Raw genomic sequence first — 17,960 nt, 5'->3', positions numbered from 1 at the left:
CCCTCCCCTTAATACGATCCGGCGTTGATGCCGGTGCCCGTGGCCTGGCCAGAACCGCCAGCCGAACTGGCCAGTTCGACCAGATTCTGCTGATAGGTCATGAAGTCGAAACTGGCGCGACTGGAGGCGTCCAGATCGGTGTAGCTGAGCACGCGCATGGTGACCGAAACCGTCACCTGCACCGGGTTGAGCCGGTTATCGAACAGCTCCTCCGATATCTGGTAACCCGTCAGGCTGACCGGCAGCACGCGCTTGGCACCCCAGACAAACAGCGTGCGCGGCGCTGTCTTGGCGGCAATTTCCATCACGCCCGATGCCAGCTGCGCCTGTGCCTGTTTGACGGCGGCAAGCTGCGGATAGACCAGCAGTTCAAGCTGGGCGAGCTGCGGCAGGCTGCCCGATGCCAGCGCGGCGGCATTGCCGCTGCACATGCCGTCTGCCGCATCCAGTTCAATATCGATGCTGATGGTCTGCACCGGCGGACCGGTAAAGCGCACCGCTTGCGAGCGCGCCTGCGGCTCCCCGCCGACCAACTGTGGCTGCAGACTGCGCTTCAATGTGGCGGGATTATACTGGAAGGCGACCGTGCTGGGCGATCCGCCTGACACCGGAATGGTGACGAAAGCGCCCTTCAAAACCTTGGGACCGCGCGCCTGATAAGTCATGGCTGCACGCTCCTGCTGCTGGTGGGCGCGTCAATGTTCACCGGACACCACGCTTTCTTCATCCTCGTCGCGAAACCCCAGGGGCTGGGCGGTGAGCGGGAACTGCCGCTGTTGCGTTCCGGTGACCAGGCCAATTCCCTGTTCCACCAGTCCGGGTGCAGGCTGGCGCTGCTGCTGGCGGCGAAGCGCCGCATTATAGGCCCCGGCAGCCATCACGCCGCCAGTGCCAAACTGGCCCGGGTATTGCTGGCCCAGTGACTGAACCGCATGCGAAACCACCAGATCACCGGCATCCTTCTGGAAACCGGGTGTACCGCCGACGTCTGAATGGACCGCATTGGGCACGATATGCGTCTGCACCGCAGTTGAGGAGGATGCCTGGATCGGCAGATCGCGAAAACGCAGGCGCTCCTCACCCCCGGCCACGTAATTATTCACCCGCAAGACATTGGGCGGAATCGCGGCATCCTTGTGTTCATAGGGCACGTTGCGACGCCCCTCTGCTGTCTCCACGGTCATATGGCCTTTGCCCATTTCGGGCACCGTATCGGCCAGGTTGAGGCTGTGGACCGTCACGCCGGGCGGCCTTACCTGTTCACCCGTGTCGGGACAGATCAGGCCCCGGTGATGCAGGATCTGGGCCGCCAGAATCTGGTTCGCCGCACCTCGGCTGTGGCCCGACAGGTGAATCTCGTCATCCCCGCGGCGGTGGGCTGCAACCAATTCCCGCATGGTCTCGTCAATCCGCGACTGCTGGCCTCTTTCCGTCTGGACACCGCCAAATGCTGGCCACTCACGCCAGTCATGATGCCCTTTGCCCGGTCCGGCGATGGTCACGGTGTCACCGTGATAATCATCGCCAACACGGGTGACGCTGGAGGTTTGATCCGCGGGCCTGCCACTGCCCTGCGCGGCGATATGCAGCTCGCGGCGGATCACCTGGTTCGGCAGGCTCATGGTGCGAAACAGGCTGGAGGCGGGACCGGACGATCGTGATGAGCGCGGCGAAAGCGTCGAGAATGAATGGCGAGGAACCGCAGCCGCTGCCCCCATCGACCGGCTCAGCGCAGCTGCCGCGCCAGGCGCTTTCCTGATCACGGTCTTCACCGCTTGCGGACCGTAACGACTAGCCACAAAGCGCCTCCCCGCATGGGCGGCTTGTGCCGGGCACAGGAGGGTGGACGAGGCCTGTCATCAGAAATGACCCCGCTGCATGCTCATCGATGCCATTGTCGCAGCGGCTTCCTCATCTTCGTCTTGATCCTTCTCCTCATCCATCTGCATGGGCTGGATCGATCCGTCATCGTGAGGGCCTTCGAGCGCGCGAATGTGCTGTTTCAGCCTTTCCGCCTGCGCTTCGTGATATTCATATTCTTCGCGCGACATCTCCGGTCGATGCGGTTCGACCTGCTGATGAAAAATGGGTTGGTCGCCCATGGCTTCGTGATAATAGACCTGATGGATCGCCACCGCCTGGTGGGTTCCCTTTTTCTTCTGGAAATAGCTGCCGACGCGGATCCTGGGATTGCCGGAAATCGCCTTGTCGTAGGGGATCATCTGCGAATTGGCACCTTGCGATGCAGACGCAAGATTGACGATCTGCTGGCTCACCTTGCCAACTTCACCGACGCCGTGAGCATGGAGAATCTCATAATCGGTCCCAGGTACATAATCTCCTGAGGCCTGCTGATAGCGGGTGGCGCTGGCTTCGCCGGTTGCCCGCCTGAATTCCTTCCTGTGAGCGTTCTTGTCCCGGTGTCCAACGCTGGCTTTGACCGGTGACGGGTCCAGTCCGCTGTATTCGGTCGGCCCCTCGTAATACCGTCCCAGCCGGGCGCTCGCCATATAGGCAACATCGGAGAGCTGGTTCAGCGCCTCTTCCGGAACGGCATGGTGCGTGCGCAGGCTCTTCATCGAGCCGCCATGGCCGCCCTTATGCTCATCGGGCATTTGCAGAAGTTGCTGCTCTCGCTCCGTATAATGCCCGTATCCGGTATCTTCCAAAGGGGTTCTTGGGCCGCGTCCCTGCCATTCGGCGATCTCGTTCTCATGATCAAAATTCCAGCCGCGCTGATCCTTGCGCGCCAGCGGTTTGACCCTCCGCACCTGCGACTTGGTCCTCACCCTGGAAGTCGTTCGGTCGGCCTTGCCAATCTTCTTGCCGGGCCCCTTTTGGGCCGCCTTCGCCTTTCCGTTGCCCGGGGTCTTGCCCATCACCAGCCTCCCAGTTCTTCATCGCCAGGGGCGCGGCCGAGCTTTTCATATTCGAGCCGCGCGGACTGCTCGATGTGGGACATGGTGATGGCGCAGCCCTGGTGCGCGGCGAGGAAAGCGGCGTTCAGGGCAATATTGCGAATGCTGCCGCCGGCCAGATGCAGCTTTGCCAGCCTGTCAAAATCCACGCCGTCCAGCGGGGTTTGTGCCGGGAAAGCTGCGCGCCAGATGGCTTTTCGGGCGGGACCATCCGGGAAGGGAAAGTCGATAATGAAGCGCAGGCGGCGCAGGAACGCCTCGTCCAGATTGTCCTTCAGATTGCTGGTCAGAATCGCCAGCCCGCCATAGCTTTCCATCCGTTGGAGCAGATAGCTGACTTCCATGTTGGCGTGCCGGTCCTGGCTGTCCTTCACTTCGCTGCGCTTGCCGAACAGCGCATCAGCTTCATCGAACAGCAAGATGGCGCCGCCCTTCTCTGCCGCATCGAACAGCGCGCGAAGGTTCTCCTCGGTCTCGCCAATGTATTTTGAGACGACCATGCTCAGATCGATGCGGTACAGATCAAGCTGAAGTTCATTCGCCAGCACTTCTGCGGCCAGCGTCTTGCCGGTGCCGCTTGGCCCCGCAAACAGCGCGGAAATACCGATCCCGCCAGCGCCCGATGCGCCCATTCCCCATGTTCCGTGAACCGCCGCACGCGCGGCAACCTGCTGTGCGATGGTGCGCAGCAGGTCCCGCTCGCGCGCTGGCAGCATCAGGCTGTTCCAGTCTGCCCGGGGTTCCTGCCGGCGAACCGATGGCGGCATGCTTGAACGCGCCTGATCGCGGCAGGCGCGCCACAGCGCCTTGTCCAGCGGCTCGTCACTGCCGGTCTGCGCCCGCGCTTCCATGATCGCCGCGCGCATGGCGGCAACGGACAGATCGAACTGGAAGCCCAGCTGCGCCATCGCCCGTTCGGCAACCACACCGGGCGGCAGCAGCTGGCGCCACAGCTCCAGCCTTTCAGCAGGAGGGACCGCCGGGACACCGAAACCCGCCAGACGCTGTTCGCCATCGGGAGCCTCTCCGCACGAAACAGTGACCGGCAGCGTGGCATGGGCAAGAACCAGATCGAGCCGCTCGCGAGCCTCTCCCTCGATCGCGCCATTGCCGGCAGCAAGCATGATCCAGCTTGAACTGATCAGCGCCTCGCGCTCAACCTGACGGATCAGCACGGCCAGCTCGTGCCTGTCCGCTGGCAGATCGCGCAGGCGGATTTCGTGCACGCAATAGCCAAGCTTTGCCGCCGCAGCGGCAATGATTGCACGCTTGAGAACGGGATCGCCGCCGCGCAACATGATCGATGGCGGCGCCTCGGCCGCTTGCGTCGCTTCGCGCCAGCTGCTCGCGATATTCAGCGCCAGTTGCCGGTGACCGGGGGTGAGTTCGAGATCGGCCTCCACCAGTTTCATCTGGCTTTCGGTGCCCGGATCACGGCTGGACAGGCCCACCAGATAATGCAGTATCCGTTCATCGATGCGCAGCGTGGCGGTGGTGATCGGCATGTCTTTCTCGACATGCAGCAGGCGCCAGGACCGCAGGGGAGCATCGGGCAGCAGCGCGCTCCAGTGCGCACCCGGGAATGCCGCCAGCGCGAGCGAGAAAGTGGGCGTGGCGCCATCCTGCAGGCGCACAACCTGATGCGCGCATTCGGCATCCAGTTCCATCGCCGCACACAACAGCAGGATGTCGGCTTCAAATTCAGTCAGGCCGAAAATCTGCATCAGCCATGCCAGCGGGGTGGGACTGCTGGCCCCATCCAGCGTGGAAAAGCGCAACGGCGGCTCGCCCTGCCGCACAGCGTCCACATCGCCACCGGCATAGGCCGCGAGCATCTGCCTGATGCGTCGCAGATCTTCGACCAGAGCCTTCTTGGCGATATTCTCCAAAGGCGCGTTCATCGGCCCGCCCCGGCACGGTAAGCCGCTGTTTCATCCTGCGCTTCGGGCAGGGCTTCGGGCAGGGATTCGGCCTGTTCGGCATCGATCATCAGCGGATGAACGACATACATCAGCGTGCGGCGATGGCGGACCTGGAAGAACGATGACCACAGCTTCGAAATCTCGTCAAAATCGAGATAGCTCGGGGTGATGCAGATCGTGTCATGCTGGCCCGAAAGGTCTGCCCCAAGCAGATCGACCGCGCCCTTTGGTGTGTAATGCTCCGTGGTCGCCAGATTCTCCAGCCGGGCGCGGCTGATCTGCGGCATGCCGTGGAACCTGCCCACGACCTTGCCCATCATCAGTTCCGGCTCCAGCCCGTCGCCCGAAAAGCTGATCAGGTAATGCAGGTTGATGGCGGCCTGCGGCTTGCGCCACAGTTTCCCGTCCGCCCCCCAGCGCGGGAGATCGTGATTGCGCAGTTCGGCGTTGGTGGTTACCTGGTAAAGGTAGAGATTGACCTCCGACTTGCCATCGTGATCCTTTGCATCGGGCGGGCCAACATGCACGCGCGCCCGGTCCAGCACCTCGTTCACCGCTGTCTGGATAATGCGCTGCAAGGCGGAAGTTACCATGGCGATGCTGCGATAATCGCTCATCCCAGATCCCGCCTGATCTGATCCGGGCTCATCCGATCGGTCCTGCCTGATGCTGCCATCCGCTGCCGACGCGAGGGCGTGGACCGGCGCGCGGCGGACAGGGCCTCGTCATGATCCTCTGGCCGCGGCGTGATCGCGCCGGGAATTTGCAGCGCAGCGGGGCGCGAATGGCCCTGTACGGGCATCGGCAGGTCGGACGGGCGGATACTGCCAGCCGCAAAGCGCACCGGCATGCCATCGCCGCGCAGCTTGCGCGGTTCGATCACCGGCAGCGGCAAGGGGATGGGCTGGCTGCGCTTGGCCTCGCTCTGGTGACGGGCAGAGAAGTCTATCGTCCGGGCGCCATAGTCCGCCGCCGGGCTGACTTGCGGTCTGTCTCCCTGAATAGCGCGCACTAACCAATCGGAACTGGACATGGCATCACTCCAGCGCTTCGAGATAGAGCTGACGCCGCGATGCGCCCATTTCCAGGATATCGTTCTCGCGCCAGCCATAGCCCCGCGCCAGCGCGATCACATCGTCCAGCGTGGTCCGGGCCAGGCGTTCGATCTCGGTCCAGAAGAAGGCGGCGATATCGAGCGGAGCCTGCCACACATGTTCGCACGCAGCGCAGCCCAGCGCCACGCCGGGGCGAGACAGCGGATCGCGGGCAGCAACTTCGCGCGCGATGGCCGCACGCATGCTGTCGCTCAGCGCCGCCGATGGCAGTGTTTCGCCCGCATGTTCGGCCTTCAGCAAGGCGCGATCGACCAGCGCCTCGGCAATTTCTTCCTCGAAAAAGAGATCCGCAGTGTGCGCAATATCGGTGCTGTCATGCAGCCGGCAATGGAGGGTGTAGCCATCGATGGCGAAGCTGAACTCGCGCTGCGGCGCGGCGGCGTTGCCATCCAGCAATTCGTCTATCGACTGTTCGAATTCCAGCGGCTCGCTGCATTGCGGACATTTGACGAAGGCGCGCATGATCGGGCCGATAGTGGCCTTGCGCAGCGCGAACAGGCGGGCATTGCGCTCGCCCAGCGTCAGCGTGCGCAGGTGCTCCGCGTCGCCGCATTCCTCGCCCGCGGCCACGATTTCGAGCGCGCGCTGCCAATCCGGTTGCGGCTTGCCGCGTTCCCAGATCGCCACCATCTGTGCTGGCGAGATCGCAGGCACGGCTTAGCTCGCTGGCAGTGTGTAGCTGGGCTCGGCCGGTTCGGCGACGGAGGTATCCTTCTCCCAGCCTTCGTTCTCAAGCTTGAGCATCGAAATGGCCACGGCATTGCCATTGGCATCAAGCTCTGGAAGCGCGACGAATTCCGACGGCCAGCAGCGATAGATATTATACGCCAGCACCTTCTGGCCCGCCTCGTTATAGACCTCCAGGATAATGTCCTTGCGGAAATCCTTGAGCGATACGTCCTGATTGCCGGTGCCGCCCTGCTGATCATCGGTGATGTGATTGTGATAATCCCACACCTTGTTGGCCCATTGCTCGAAGGCCGGATCGTGGGTGACGCCGCGCTCCAGCGTGATCGCCGCATATTCGCTCTGTCCGGGCATCCGCCGCGGGACCGACGGATCACCGCCCGATCGATGGGTGACGACCTGCGTAGATCGCGAAAGCGCGCTGACTTTCGAGACGCCCGCCACATATTTGCCATCCCACTTGAGACGGAATTTGTGGCTGCGATACGGATCGTAGCGGTAAGTCGCCTTGGGAAATTCGGTGTTGGTTGACATGGTTCTATCTCAATCCTTGGCGAGGCTGTTTCAGATCACGCGCTTGCAGGCGCGGTTTGCTGAATTTGCAGGATGACGAACTCCGCCGGATCTACCGGCGCGATCCCGACGGTGACGGTCACGATTCCCCGGGCAATGCGGTCAGCCGTGTTGTTCTTGGCATCGCATTGCACCGTGTAATCATACAGCGCGCCCTGGCGTGCGAGGCCTGCCAGGAAGGAACCCACTTCCAGCCGCAGGGATGACCACAGCGCTTCGTTATTGGGTTCAAACACCGCCCATTGCGTGCTGCGGTAGAGGGATTCCTCCACGAACAGCGTGAAGCGGCGGACCGGGATGTATTTGTAGGCGTCCTCGAATGCATCGGCGCCGCGCAATGTGCGTGAACCCCACACCACCGGACCCACGATCGGGAAGCTGCGCAGGCAGTTGATGCCCTTGGGATTGAGCTCACCGTTCTCTGCGTCGGTCAGCTTGACGTCCAGCTTGCTGACGCCTGCCAGACCCGCTGCCTGCCCGGCGGGTGCTTTCCACACGCCGCGCCCGACATCGGTTGCGGCCATGACACCGGCAATCGCACCGCAAGGCGGGAACAACGCCTGACGCCCCTTCATCTTGAGGTCTTCTTTCCAGATGCGCGGGAAGTAGACGGCGCAATTGCGCGCATATTCCTGGCCCCCGGCATTGGCGCCGGTGATCCCGACCTGCGAGGGATCAAGCTGCGAGAGCAGGCCCTGCCTTGCCTTGTCCGCCCAGTTTGCAGGCGGATCGACAATGAAGAAGGCGCGCTTGTTGGTGCAATATTCCGCTGCCGCACCGCGTACCAGCACGTCCAGATCCTGCATCGATTCGGCCACTTCGGGCAGGAAACGGCGGTCTGGCGGAATGCACAGCAGATTGAACAGATCGGTCTTTTCAAGCAGGTAGATACCTGTCTTGCGGTCCTGATTGCCGAGGTAGGTCGTCGGCGTCAGATAGGTGCCGTTATTGCCACCCACACCTTGTGCCACCTGGCCATCGCCGGGCGGCATGCCGGAAATCTGGTCCACCCGGGCAAGCGCGGATTCGCTGGCCAGCACCTTGTCCACCCGGTTGGGGTAATATTGCTTCTCCCCTTCCTTCGATACCGACAGGTTGAGGTAACGTTCGCTGGCAATCGCCTGACCTTTGGCATTGTAGAGCGTCAGCGTCAGGTTAAACAGGTCGTCCGCGGTAATCTGATATTCGCTCTGGAACTGCTTGGCGGTTTCCGCAGAAATGCCGTTCTTGTCCGTCTTGGCGGTCAGCAGATTGCCCCACTTGCCCGGATTGGCAGCCTTGAGCTGGAGCGTCGGGAAGAAGGTGATACCGGTCTTGGTAAAGTCGGCCTCGGCCTTGGGCAGGAAATAGATCGTGTTCTGATCGATGTGGCGCACGCTGTAGAAGGTATCGTCACCTTCGACCTGGAATGTGTCGCCAATATCCACCGTGCCCAGTTCCGGCGGGGTTATCGTGATCGATATATCGCCGGACTTGGCCAGTTTCTTGATCGTGGCGTTTTCAGGCGGCGCGCGGTTGAAGATCGGCGCGCAGCAGAGGCAGAACTGCGTAGACGAAAAAGTCCCGCCGCCCAGAATGGTGACCGTAATCGTGGCGTCCGCCTTGGCCGTCGCCGCGGTATATGTGCCCACCACATAGGTGTTGGGATCATTGGCAACGGTGAACTGATCGCCGGGCAGTGGCGCGTTGGTGCCATTGATGATGGAGAGCGTGGCGATGGTCTTGGCGCTGTTCAGCGCGGTCTGCTCGATCTCCCAGCCCAGCGGCATCGGCAGGGCGACAGGCGATGAGAAGATCACCGCGCCGTCGGCCGCCGTGGGCTTGCCGGACAGGGTCAGCTTGAGCGTCAGATTGTTCGGGTCGGTCCCGGTCACCTGCGGGCTGGCGATGATCGCATAGGATGCGCCGGTGGTGTCATTGGCGAACTGGATCAGGTCGCCAAGTTCGGGAATGCCGCTGCCACCCGCCAGGGTGATCTGGTTGTTGCCCCCTGCAAAACCTGTCCAGCCTGACGGACTTGGCCCGGCCTGAAACACCATCTTGGTGCATTTGCGGAAGTCCCTTGCCAGGACCGGGGCAATCGTGACGCTTGCCAATGTCTTCTTGGTCTTATTGGCCGGGGTGAAGCCGGTTACGGTATATTGAGTGCCGGGATCGCCTTCCAGCGCGAAGGTCATGCCGGCAACGGGTGCAGCCTCCGACTCGGCATCTGGCGGAGCTACGGTGAGGCTGGTTGCCCCGGCCGTCGCATTGGCATCGATCAGCCAGCCATCGGGCGCTGCAGGGGGTGCGGGCGGGAAGCGCATCCGCGCCGCGCCATCGCCCAAAGTCGGCTCGAACAGCCGCGCGATAACCGCCTGCGATCCGCCATTGTTGAAGAAATCCTGGACCGCATAGCTCATCGGATAATCGAACTGCAGCCCGCCAAACAGGTTCTGGAAATCTCCATAGCTGTTGATCGTGATCGGCTCGTCGGTCGATCCGAACAGCGCCCTTCCCACGAAGGCCGCAATATTGGTGGCAACCGGCGTGACCGTTTTCTGGCCGCTGGGCAATTCCTCGATATAGACACCGGGATAGCTGACTTCGACGCTCATGGGGCTTCCTCTGTTCTATTGGATCAGGCGGATTCAGGATCGCCGGCTGAAAGCCGGGATCACTGATCGCGAATGGATTCGACGCTCTGCCAGAAGGTCTGTTCGGCGGTTGCTGTGGTCAGCAGTTTGGCCACCACTGTGTTTTCGGTGGCACCGATGTAGGTGACATAGGCGGTCATCATCGTGCCCGCCGCAGATGCCAGGGCCGAACCGGCAGCTTCGACAGCCGAGACATAGGCCTGAACAGCAGTGGCGATGTCTGTCTTGAGAGTGGCGATCAGGAAATCACACCGACTGCTGCTGTCGTCGTTGAACTTGGCTCCGATCGCATTCATCGCCGTTGTTTGCGCGTGATCGACATCGACCTTCGCGGCCGAAACAGCATCATTGTAAACTGCCACAGCGGTATTCCAGGCGTTTACTGCGGATTTATAGGCCGTGTTTGCGGCCACCTGATCCTTGCGATCAGCATATTTGGCATCCGCGATGCTGGTATCATAGGTGTTGCACGGAGTTGTTATGTCCGAAGGTAGGTTGCCGCACTCGTCGCCAGGCGAAGTTTCCTGCCCTTCGTAGATACCCAAAGCAACGTCGAGAGCTCTGCCAAGTTGCTCAGATATAGCTTGCGGCTCGGTATTCAGCATCTTCACATCAGCAATATTCTGAAGTGCGGATGTCAGGTTTGTTTCCACATCTAGCTGCGATATCGACGCAATAAGCGCCGAAATCGCCAAATAGTCGTCTGAATTTGAGCGGCGCTCCGCCACCGGCTGCTCAGATACTTTGGATCGCTTCTTGGAGTTCGCCATCAATTTGCTCCCGAGTAAATTCATCTCGGATGCAGATCGATATTATACTGCTTTAGAGTCAATCGACGCAAAAATTGCCACCCAATTTGGGACAGATTCCTTAATTATGAACTATTTCATAGTATTTTTCCTACACAGTAGAATATATATTGAAATATTCAAAAACTCATACTTATCTTACCAATATATACTTAGTTGAGTGGGAAACTATCTGCGTGATTTTATAATTATGTATGCTTATGACTGTTTCTCAGAGCATTATATTGTCAATCTATTGCTCATTTATATACTGAGTACATAACATTATCATATTTTATAATATCCAAGTTTCTTCTATAATTAATTCAATTTATATGTTTAAATATTAATATTCCCTTTTTGGAATTTTTATTAAAGGCACGCGATTTTATCTGTTTTTTGTTGAGATTGAGCCATTTTTATAGCCCCCTGATTGACAGGGATGACGCAGAAGCCTTCTTTCGGCTGTACGCGATAGCCACCAGCGCGGGTTCACCATGCGCTCGCAGGCGACCAAAGACGCGTTTCAATTGTCGGCTTTTGACGTCCGGATCGCTGCCGAAGCAGCGTTTCAATCCAGCAGCAGCACGTCGATCAGGTCATCGGCCAGCTGCCGTGCCGCAGCATCTGCAGCTTGCGGATCGGCGCTGTCGGACACCTCGTAGGTGTATGCGGGAATGTCGTAGGCCTCGTGGAACCAGTTCTTCGAAGTGCCCGATCCCGGGTTGGCATTGCGGCGCTCTATGGTGAATGGATATCCGGCAAACTCCTGTTCCCGCCCCTCCAGCCAGCGAGACAGGAACTGGCGCTGCGGAGCGCTTGCCTCGTCGCCCTGAACATAGAACAGATTATTCTGGGTGGAATGGAAATCCAGCATCACCACCGGCCTGGCGGTTTGCGGCATGGCATCCAGCCAGCGTCCCACGGCGGCAGTTTCCGGCTGGGTGAACAGCCCCCAGTCACGGTTGAGGTCCTTGCCGCCCAGATTGGCGCGCCAGTGTCCGCGCGCCACGCCATCGGGGTTGAGCAGCGGCACGGCCAGCAACTGGAAGCGCCCGTGCGCCGCCGGATCGCTGGCGAGCCGGGCCAGCACCTGTTCCAGAAAGGGCTCCATCGCATAGGCGCCGGTCACTTCGGGCGGATGCTGACGGCCCAGCAGCACGATCAGTTCGGGCGCGGAGCTGTCGCCATAATGCAGCGCCTCTATCGGCAGGCCGGTGTGGGAATATCCCAGCGTAAGGCGTTCCACCCCGTCCAGCGCGGAAAGCTGGCCCAGCTGGCGATCATAATCCTGCTGCACGATCAGTGGCTGCGCGCTGACGGTGCCGCTGCCCGGCGGAAGCGTGAGCACGGCGCTTCCGCTATTATCGACGCTCTGCGCGGAAATCTCGCTGGTGCCCTCCGCAGTGGTCAGCTTGGGCGTGTAGCGATGGGCCGCACCCAGATAATCGATCCGCACGCTGATCGGCGCATTGCCGCGCGCTTCATAGCGAAAGGCATACCACGGGCTGGGATTGATCGGCGGGGCGTGTTCGGGGGTGATGACAATGGCGAACTGCCGCTCCCCCTCAATCACGCAGGCGGACTGCGGTGCTCCATCGAAATCGAACGAAATGGCCGCCTGCTGCGTGTGGCAGCCGGTTGCAGCTGATGCCGAAACGCCAACTGGCGGGGTCAAGGTGGTGCACCCTGCCCCCGCCAGGAGGATTGCCGAGGCTAACAGCCATCTGGCGTCAAATGCAGCCAATCAGGTCACCAGCGCTTGCGGATTTCGAAGGTGTACTGGCGGCCGCGTCCATCGTGCAGATCGCTGAAATAGCCATAGGATTCGTCGGCCAGCGGCGGCGCCTTGTTGGTCAGGTTGTTGATGCCGAAACGGAAGCGCGTGCCATCCAGCGGGCCATCATTGTCGATCGAATAGCTGATCGACGCATTCATGACGAACCAGTCATCCACCCGGTAGAAGGAGCCGGGATCGGGATTGGGATCGCCATTGATATCGGTGGCATCCTGGGTGACGCTGTCATCAAACACACCGCCTACATAGCGCCCAAACCAGCTGATGCGGAAGGGGCCATTGTTCCAGTTGACCTGCGCGGTCCAGCGCCATTTGGGCCGGCCGTTCAGCTCACGAAGCTCGCCGATGTCGCTGATGACGATGCTGTCAGGCAATGTGCCATCGGCCACGGCATCGAGAAGTTCCTGCCCATCCGCGCCGGGCGACTGGAAGAAACTGTCGAGATAGGCGGCATTGAGCGCGACATCGAAATCGCCAAGGCCGAAATCGGGCACCGCATATTGCAGGCCGAAATCCCAGCCCTTGACCGTGCGGCTGTCAAGGTTGCGATAGGGATCGAGCACCTGCCGAACGTCACCCACGGCGTCCAGACCCGTGCCTTCGAACAGCGCAATCTGGTCTGCATCGGGATCATCGCGCAGCACGTTTTCATTGAATCCGCCGTCCAGGCGGCGCAGCAGATCGAGGGCGATGGCATTGTCATCACCGAACACGCCGACGATGCCATCCTGCTGGACACGCCAGTAATCGGCCGTGATCACCAGTCCCGGAATGAAGCCGGGTGTCAGCACCAGGCCCAGGTTGATGCTTTCGGTATCCTCGGGCTTCAGCACATTGGTGCCGGTGCGCAGGGATACGGTGCCCTCGCCCGAACAATCATCGAATGTGTCGATATCGTCCTTCAGGATCTGCGCATAGCACTGCACGTAATCATCGCGCGTGTTGACGCGGGTGGTGCCCACATCGTTCACCTGCACCAGGTTGGGCGCACGGAAGCCGCGTGACCATGCGCCGCGGGCCATCAGGCCATCGAACAATGTCCACGATGCAGCGATACGCGGGACCACGGTGGTTTCCTTGATATCGGTGAAATGTTCGAACCGGCCAGCCAGCTGGACCACGAAATCCTGCACCAGCGGGATGTCCATTTCGGGCGAGACGACCGGCACGAACAGCTCGGCAAAGCCCGAATAAACTTCTCGGTTGCCGCTGGTATCGGGTGACGGGCTGGAGCCCAGCACATCGCTGCCGAAGAAATCTCCGGTTACTGAATCGGTGAAGGTGAACGTGCCATCAAGGCGCGGATCGCGATCATCGATAAAGGTCTCGCGGCGGAATTCCACACCGGCTGCCACACCCACATCGCCGCCGGGAATGGTGAAGATATCGTCGCGCGAAACCTTGAAATCGGCCAGCGCCAGAGTGGTTTCACCCTTGCGGAACACATCGATGCGGATGGGGTCGAGCGCGGCATCGCTGTTAGGTGTGCAATCGCCATTGGCAGGCGCAATCCGGCCATCATCGTAATAGCAGCCGCCATTGAACGGATTATAGGCGCTGGGATCGCTGAGGTTGATCTGGTCCTGGAAAGCGGTGGTCGATATGCGGCCCCGCGTCAGATCGGTCTTGTTTGCCTGATGATAGACGAAGCCGGTATCGAAATCCCATTCTCCAAAATCACCGCGCAGGCCGAAGACGAGGCGGAACTCATTCTTGTCCACCGTGCCCAGACGCGGCCCGGCATCGATCACGCGGTAGCGTTCCATGATCAGGTCACGTCCGCTGCTCGATACGCCGTCAATGCCATCGGTCAGGCGGTTGGGATTGGGCGAACCATCGGGGAAGGTAACGGGGCCAAACGGGTTCCAGTACGCATTGCGGGAAATGCCGATGGGAACCGCTGTCAGATTGGCGCTTGATTCACGCAGCCGCTCGGACTTGGTGCGATAGAAGCTGCCTTCGAAATAGAACTCCAGCGCCTCTGTCAGTTCATGGTTGAACAGCACAGACGCATTATAGCGGTCTTTGTCAGAATAGAGCGTGCGGTCGGCATCAAGGTCATAGCGCAGGTCAACGTCCACCGAAGTGCCATTGTCGGCGCAAATGCCATTGCCCAGATCGAGCAGGCAACCGGAGAAGCTGTCTGGCTGGATCTGGAAATCATCGTCGCCAATATCGGTCGCCGAACTGGCGCGCGATCCCTGAATGTCGAACTGGCCCCACGGGGTGAGCGTGGAAGTGCCGCGGAAATCGCTATCACCCTCCCACGGCGTGCCGACAAGGCGCGGGTCGTAGCGGCGATCGCTGCTTTGCGAATAGAAGCGCTCGCTGGCGGGAATGCCGTTCTCATGGAAATAGCCGGCATAGACGGTGATATTGCTGCGGCCATCGTTGAAATCGAAACCCAGGCCGCCGCGCAGGCTGCCGTTCCACAAGTCGGTTCCGTCAGAGAAGCGGTAATTGCCCTCGATGAAACCGCCCTCGCGGTTGCTGCGCAGCACGGTGTTGACCACGCCTGCCACCGCATCGGCGCCGTAAATGGCAGAGGCGCCATCGCGCAGCACTTCCACGCGGCGCACGCTGCCCGGCATGATGGAATTGGTGTCGGGAGAGACGACAGGCACCAGCAGTTCCGTCTGGAAACCGGGATCGAGAACCATGCGGCGGCCATTGAGCAGCAGCAGCGTATTGCCCGTGCCGAGCGAGCGCAGGTTGATCGAGGCGATATCGCCGCGCGCGCTGTTCACACCGCCGGTGGTGTTCTGCTCGTTAAAGGCCACGGCACCGGCCTGCGGAATGGCGCGGAACAGCTCATCGCCCGAAGACGGGTTGATCGCCTCGATCGATGTCTCGTCAAGCACGGTGACCGGCAGCACATCGTCGATCTTTGCGCCCTTGATCTGCGTGCCGGTGACGACGATCACGTCATTGTCACGCGTGCGCGACTGGCCCTGCTCGCTGGCCGCGGGCTGCGCGTCCTGCGCATTGGCGGAAATGGTGGTGGCGACAAGGCTGGTGCTGCACAGCAGGGCCAGCTTGCCGATGGTGGTAATGCTCATGGCGATATTCCCCTTTATCGAAGTCATTCGAATGTTCTCTTGCCGATCCAGTTTTCGAAAATGTCCGGCCATTGACTCAGGATCTGGTTGTCGGTGCCAAGGCCCCAGCCGTGGCCACCGTCCTCGAAGATATGCAGTTCCGCCGGTGCGCCCCTGGCGCGCAGGGCCTGGAACAGGCTGATCCCGTGTCCCGGCGGCGTGATGGTGTCATCCGCTGCCGAAATGATCAGCGTGGGCGGCGATGATCCGCTGGCGTGCGTGTCCAGCGACCAGGCATCCTCCGCCGCGCGATTGGCATCATCGCCAATGATCTCGCGCCGCGTGCGCGTGGTATCGAATGGCGCGCGCATGGACACGACCGGGAACAGCAGCGCCGAAAAATCGGGCCGTGCTGACTGCGCCTCATGGCTGTCACCGCCGGCATACAGCTGCTGATCGGGCAGCAGCGCGGTATATCCGGCCAGATGTCCCCCGGCGGAAAATCCCATGATGCCGATGCGGTCCGGCCTGATGCCGAAGTCTGCGGCGCGGGAGCGGATGATCTTCATCGCCCGCTGCGCATCCATGAACGGCGCGCTGGCATCCCACCCATCATTGGGCAGGCGGTAGATCAGCTCGAACACCGTGTAGCCCTTCAGCGCCAGCAGACTGGCAATGGGCGTGCTTTCCTTCCACAGCTGGATACGGAAATAGCCGCCGCCACCGCACACCAGCACGGCCTTGCCGTTGGCCACATTGGGCCGATAGACGCGCATGCGCGGGGTGGAGATATTGGACACCGCGCCATAGCCGGTGCCCGGTCCGCCAACCTCCTCCGGCCCCCGCACGCGGCCATTGCCCGGCGGATCGCCCGGCCACAGCATGATCTCTTCCAGATCGTGCGCGAGAGCAGGCTGGACCCGCGCCACGGCCGCAGCGCCCGCCAGACCGGCAGTGCTGCGCAGAATGTTGCGCCGGGAAATCATCGCGGACCCTCCAATGCTTCGGCCATCTGTTCGGCCAGCGCCTCGCTATGCGGGCCGCTGCGTTCGTGGCGTTCGATATCTTCCTCGGGCAGCAGCATGGGAGTGCCCGCCATCGCGGCGCGCAGTCTGTCTGTGTCGAGCGCATTTTCCCACTTGGCCACAACCACGGTGGCCACGGCATTGCCGATGAAATTGGTCAGCGCGCGGCACTCGCTCATGAAGCGGTCGATGCCCAGGATCAGCGCCATGCCGGCAACAGGCACGGTGGGGACGACGGAAAGCGTGGCCGCCAGGATCACGAAGCCTGCGCCGGTTACGCCTGCGGCGCCCTTGGAACTGATCATCGCCACCAGCACCAGCGCCAGCTGTTCACCCAGCGACAGATCGATGCCCACCGCCTGCGCAATGAACAGCGCGGCCAGCGTCATATAGATATTGGTGCCGTCCAGATTGAAGGAATAGCCGGTGGGCACCACCAGCCCGACCACGGTCTTGCGGCAACCGGCGATCTCCATCTTTTCCATCAGGCTGGGCAGCGCCGCTTCGGACGAGGATGTGCCCAGCACCAGCAGCAATTCCTCACGCAGATACTTGATCAGCTTGAAGATGGAGAAGCCCGCCAAACGCGCGGTGATGCCCAGCACCACGATCACGAACAGCAGGGATGTGAGGTAGAACGTGCCGACCAGCGCCGCCAGGCTGGCAAGCGAGCCAATGCCGAATTCGCCAATGGTGAAGGCAATCGCGCCGAAGGCTCCGATCGGGGCGAACTTCATCAGCATGTGCACCAGCTTGAAGATCGCCTCACCCAGCGAAGTCAGCACGTCGAGTACCAGGTCGGAATGCGGGCGGGTGGCGGACAGCGCGATGCCGGACAGGATCGATACCAGCAGCACCTGCAGGATCTTGCCGTCGGTCATGGCGCTGAACAATGTGGTGGGGATGATGTCGAGCACAAAGCCCGACAGCGTCTGCTCCTCCGCCGTCTGCGCGTAATTGGCCACCGCGCCCACATCAAGCGAGGCGGGATCGATATTGAGGCCGGACCCCGGCTGGATGATATTGCCCACCGCCAGGCCGACGATCAGCGCCAGCGTGGAAAAGAACAGGAAATAGGCGAGCGCCTTGCCCGCCACGCTGCCCACCTGGCTCATGTCCTTCATCCCGGCAATGCCGGTGGCCACGGTCAGGAAGATCACCGGCGCGATGATCATCTTCACCAGCTTGATGAAGCCATCACCCAGCGGTTTGAGCGAGGATCCCAGTTCGGGGAAGAAATGGCCCAGCACAGCGCCCGCGACAATCGCGGTCAGCACCTGGATATAGAGCATGCGGTAGAGCGGCTTGCGCGGTGCAGCTACAGTTGATCCGTCTGCGGAAATGCTCGCCGCCATTGTGTCTCCCGATCCTCTATTGCCCTTTGCGGGCGTTTGTTGGCGCAGTGTAGCCAGAGGTGTGGCGGCTCAACAAGTGTTGGCCGGAGAACCATACAAACGCCG

Annotated in this window: 15 protein-coding genes; 1 reads left to right on the top strand and 14 read right to left on the bottom strand. The window is 61.2% G+C overall.

What is annotated here, in order from left to right; genetic code table 11:
* Positions 1-8: 8 nt before the first annotated feature.
* Both ABDZ98_RS06885 and ABDZ98_RS06880 read right to left on the bottom strand, forming a co-directional pair.
* Positions 9-665 carry a hypothetical protein gene (locus tag ABDZ98_RS06885; protein WP_160589991.1) on the bottom strand — a complete coding sequence of 219 codons (657 nt, stop codon included), beginning with the start codon at positions 663-665 and terminating at the stop codon, positions 9-11.
* A gap of 30 nt (positions 666-695) precedes the next feature.
* Entirely contained in the window at positions 696-1,622 is a 927-nt protein-coding gene (locus ABDZ98_RS06880) for a hypothetical protein (protein ID WP_160589993.1), read from the bottom strand.
* Between ABDZ98_RS06880 and ABDZ98_RS06875 the strand changes: the two genes are divergently transcribed.
* On the top strand, positions 1,621-1,788 hold the full coding sequence (locus ABDZ98_RS06875; protein ID WP_160589994.1) for a hypothetical protein: 168 nt from the start codon (positions 1,621-1,623) through the stop codon (positions 1,786-1,788). The two genes, ABDZ98_RS06880 and ABDZ98_RS06875, sit on opposite strands and share 2 nt — an antisense overlap.
* A gap of 71 nt (positions 1,789-1,859) precedes the next feature.
* Here ABDZ98_RS06875 and ABDZ98_RS06870 read toward each other — a convergent pair whose 3' ends face one another.
* From ABDZ98_RS06870 to ABDZ98_RS06815, 12 genes are all read right to left on the bottom strand, one after another.
* Positions 1,860-2,879 carry a hypothetical protein gene (locus ABDZ98_RS06870; protein ID WP_160589996.1) on the bottom strand — a complete coding sequence of 340 codons (1,020 nt, stop codon included), beginning with the start codon at positions 2,877-2,879 and terminating at the stop codon, positions 1,860-1,862.
* The gene (locus ABDZ98_RS06865) at positions 2,879-4,819 is read right to left on the bottom strand and encodes an ATP-binding protein (protein ID WP_160589997.1); all 1,941 of its coding nucleotides are present in this window, start codon (positions 4,817-4,819) and stop codon (positions 2,879-2,881) included. Before ABDZ98_RS06865 ends, ABDZ98_RS06870 begins: the two co-directional genes overlap by 1 nt.
* Positions 4,816-5,457 carry a Pvc16 family protein gene (locus ABDZ98_RS06860; protein ID WP_160589999.1) on the bottom strand — a complete coding sequence of 214 codons (642 nt, stop codon included), beginning with the start codon at positions 5,455-5,457 and terminating at the stop codon, positions 4,816-4,818. The genes ABDZ98_RS06865 and ABDZ98_RS06860 overlap by 4 nt, the downstream gene beginning before the upstream one ends.
* Positions 5,454-5,873 carry a hypothetical protein gene (locus ABDZ98_RS06855; RefSeq protein ID WP_160590001.1) on the bottom strand — a complete coding sequence of 140 codons (420 nt, stop codon included), beginning with the start codon at positions 5,871-5,873 and terminating at the stop codon, positions 5,454-5,456. The genes ABDZ98_RS06860 and ABDZ98_RS06855 overlap by 4 nt, the downstream gene beginning before the upstream one ends.
* A gap of 4 nt (positions 5,874-5,877) precedes the next feature.
* A complete protein-coding gene (locus tag ABDZ98_RS06850; RefSeq protein ID WP_160590004.1) occupies positions 5,878-6,609 on the bottom strand; it encodes a hypothetical protein in 732 nt (243 codons plus the stop codon).
* A 3-nt stretch (positions 6,610-6,612) separates the two neighbouring features.
* Positions 6,613-7,176: a phage tail protein gene (locus ABDZ98_RS06845; protein ID WP_160590006.1), complete on the bottom strand. Its 564-nt coding sequence runs from the start codon at positions 7,174-7,176 to the stop codon at positions 6,613-6,615.
* A 35-nt stretch (positions 7,177-7,211) separates the two neighbouring features.
* Positions 7,212-9,812 (bottom strand): phage tail sheath family protein, encoded by a 2,601-nt coding sequence (locus ABDZ98_RS06840; protein ID WP_160590008.1) that lies wholly within the window; start codon positions 9,810-9,812, stop codon positions 7,212-7,214.
* A gap of 59 nt (positions 9,813-9,871) precedes the next feature.
* Complete coding sequence (locus ABDZ98_RS06835) at positions 9,872-10,621, bottom strand: hypothetical protein (RefSeq protein ID WP_160590010.1); 750 nt, start codon at positions 10,619-10,621, stop codon at positions 9,872-9,874.
* Positions 10,622-11,210: 589 nt separating this feature from the next.
* A complete protein-coding gene (locus ABDZ98_RS06830) occupies positions 11,211-12,317 on the bottom strand; it encodes a M14 family metallopeptidase (RefSeq protein ID WP_160590011.1) in 1,107 nt (368 codons plus the stop codon).
* Between the two features lie 74 nt (positions 12,318-12,391).
* Positions 12,392-15,496 (bottom strand): TonB-dependent receptor domain-containing protein, encoded by a 3,105-nt coding sequence (locus ABDZ98_RS06825; protein WP_160590013.1) that lies wholly within the window; start codon positions 15,494-15,496, stop codon positions 12,392-12,394.
* A 23-nt stretch (positions 15,497-15,519) separates the two neighbouring features.
* Entirely contained in the window at positions 15,520-16,461 is a 942-nt protein-coding gene (locus ABDZ98_RS06820) for an alpha/beta hydrolase (RefSeq protein ID WP_160590014.1), read from the bottom strand.
* Positions 16,458-17,855 (bottom strand): dicarboxylate/amino acid:cation symporter, encoded by a 1,398-nt coding sequence (locus ABDZ98_RS06815; protein WP_160590016.1) that lies wholly within the window; start codon positions 17,853-17,855, stop codon positions 16,458-16,460. Before ABDZ98_RS06815 ends, ABDZ98_RS06820 begins: the two co-directional genes overlap by 4 nt.
* Positions 17,856-17,960 lie beyond the last annotated feature (105 nt).

Source organism: Alteraurantiacibacter aestuarii (genome assembly GCF_039523595.1).
Lineage (GTDB): Bacteria > Pseudomonadota > Alphaproteobacteria > Sphingomonadales > Sphingomonadaceae > Alteraurantiacibacter > Alteraurantiacibacter aestuarii.
The sequence above is the reverse complement of the archived record's forward strand: the minus strand, read 5'-3'. Positions and strand labels throughout refer to the sequence as shown.

What these genes read in the sequence shown, in the direction of transcription:
- ABDZ98_RS06885 (WP_160589991.1), bottom strand. Translation starts at nt 665, where the DNA reads ATGACTTATCAGGCGCGCGGTCCCAAGGTTTTGAAGGGCGCTTTCGTC.
- ABDZ98_RS06875 (WP_160589994.1), top strand. Translation starts at nt 1,621, where the DNA reads ATGGTGCGAAACAGGCTGGAGGCGGGACCGGACGATCGTGATGAGCGC.
- ABDZ98_RS06880 (WP_160589993.1), bottom strand. Translation starts at nt 1,622, where the DNA reads ATGAGCCTGCCGAACCAGGTGATCCGCCGCGAGCTGCATATCGCCGCG.
- ABDZ98_RS06870 (WP_160589996.1), bottom strand. Translation starts at nt 2,879, where the DNA reads ATGGGCAAGACCCCGGGCAACGGAAAGGCGAAGGCGGCCCAAAAGGGG.
- ABDZ98_RS06865 (WP_160589997.1), bottom strand. Translation starts at nt 4,819, where the DNA reads ATGAACGCGCCTTTGGAGAATATCGCCAAGAAGGCTCTGGTCGAAGAT.
- ABDZ98_RS06860 (WP_160589999.1), bottom strand. Translation starts at nt 5,457, where the DNA reads ATGAGCGATTATCGCAGCATCGCCATGGTAACTTCCGCCTTGCAGCGC.
- ABDZ98_RS06855 (WP_160590001.1), bottom strand. Translation starts at nt 5,873, where the DNA reads ATGTCCAGTTCCGATTGGTTAGTGCGCGCTATTCAGGGAGACAGACCG.
- ABDZ98_RS06845 (WP_160590006.1), bottom strand. Translation starts at nt 7,176, where the DNA reads ATGTCAACCAACACCGAATTTCCCAAGGCGACTTACCGCTACGATCCG.
- ABDZ98_RS06840 (WP_160590008.1), bottom strand. Translation starts at nt 9,812, where the DNA reads ATGAGCGTCGAAGTCAGCTATCCCGGTGTCTATATCGAGGAATTGCCC.
- ABDZ98_RS06835 (WP_160590010.1), bottom strand. Translation starts at nt 10,621, where the DNA reads ATGGCGAACTCCAAGAAGCGATCCAAAGTATCTGAGCAGCCGGTGGCG.
- ABDZ98_RS06825 (WP_160590013.1), bottom strand. Translation starts at nt 15,496, where the DNA reads ATGAGCATTACCACCATCGGCAAGCTGGCCCTGCTGTGCAGCACCAGC.
- ABDZ98_RS06820 (WP_160590014.1), bottom strand. Translation starts at nt 16,461, where the DNA reads ATGATTTCCCGGCGCAACATTCTGCGCAGCACTGCCGGTCTGGCGGGC.
- ABDZ98_RS06815 (WP_160590016.1), bottom strand. Translation starts at nt 17,855, where the DNA reads ATGGCGGCGAGCATTTCCGCAGACGGATCAACTGTAGCTGCACCGCGC.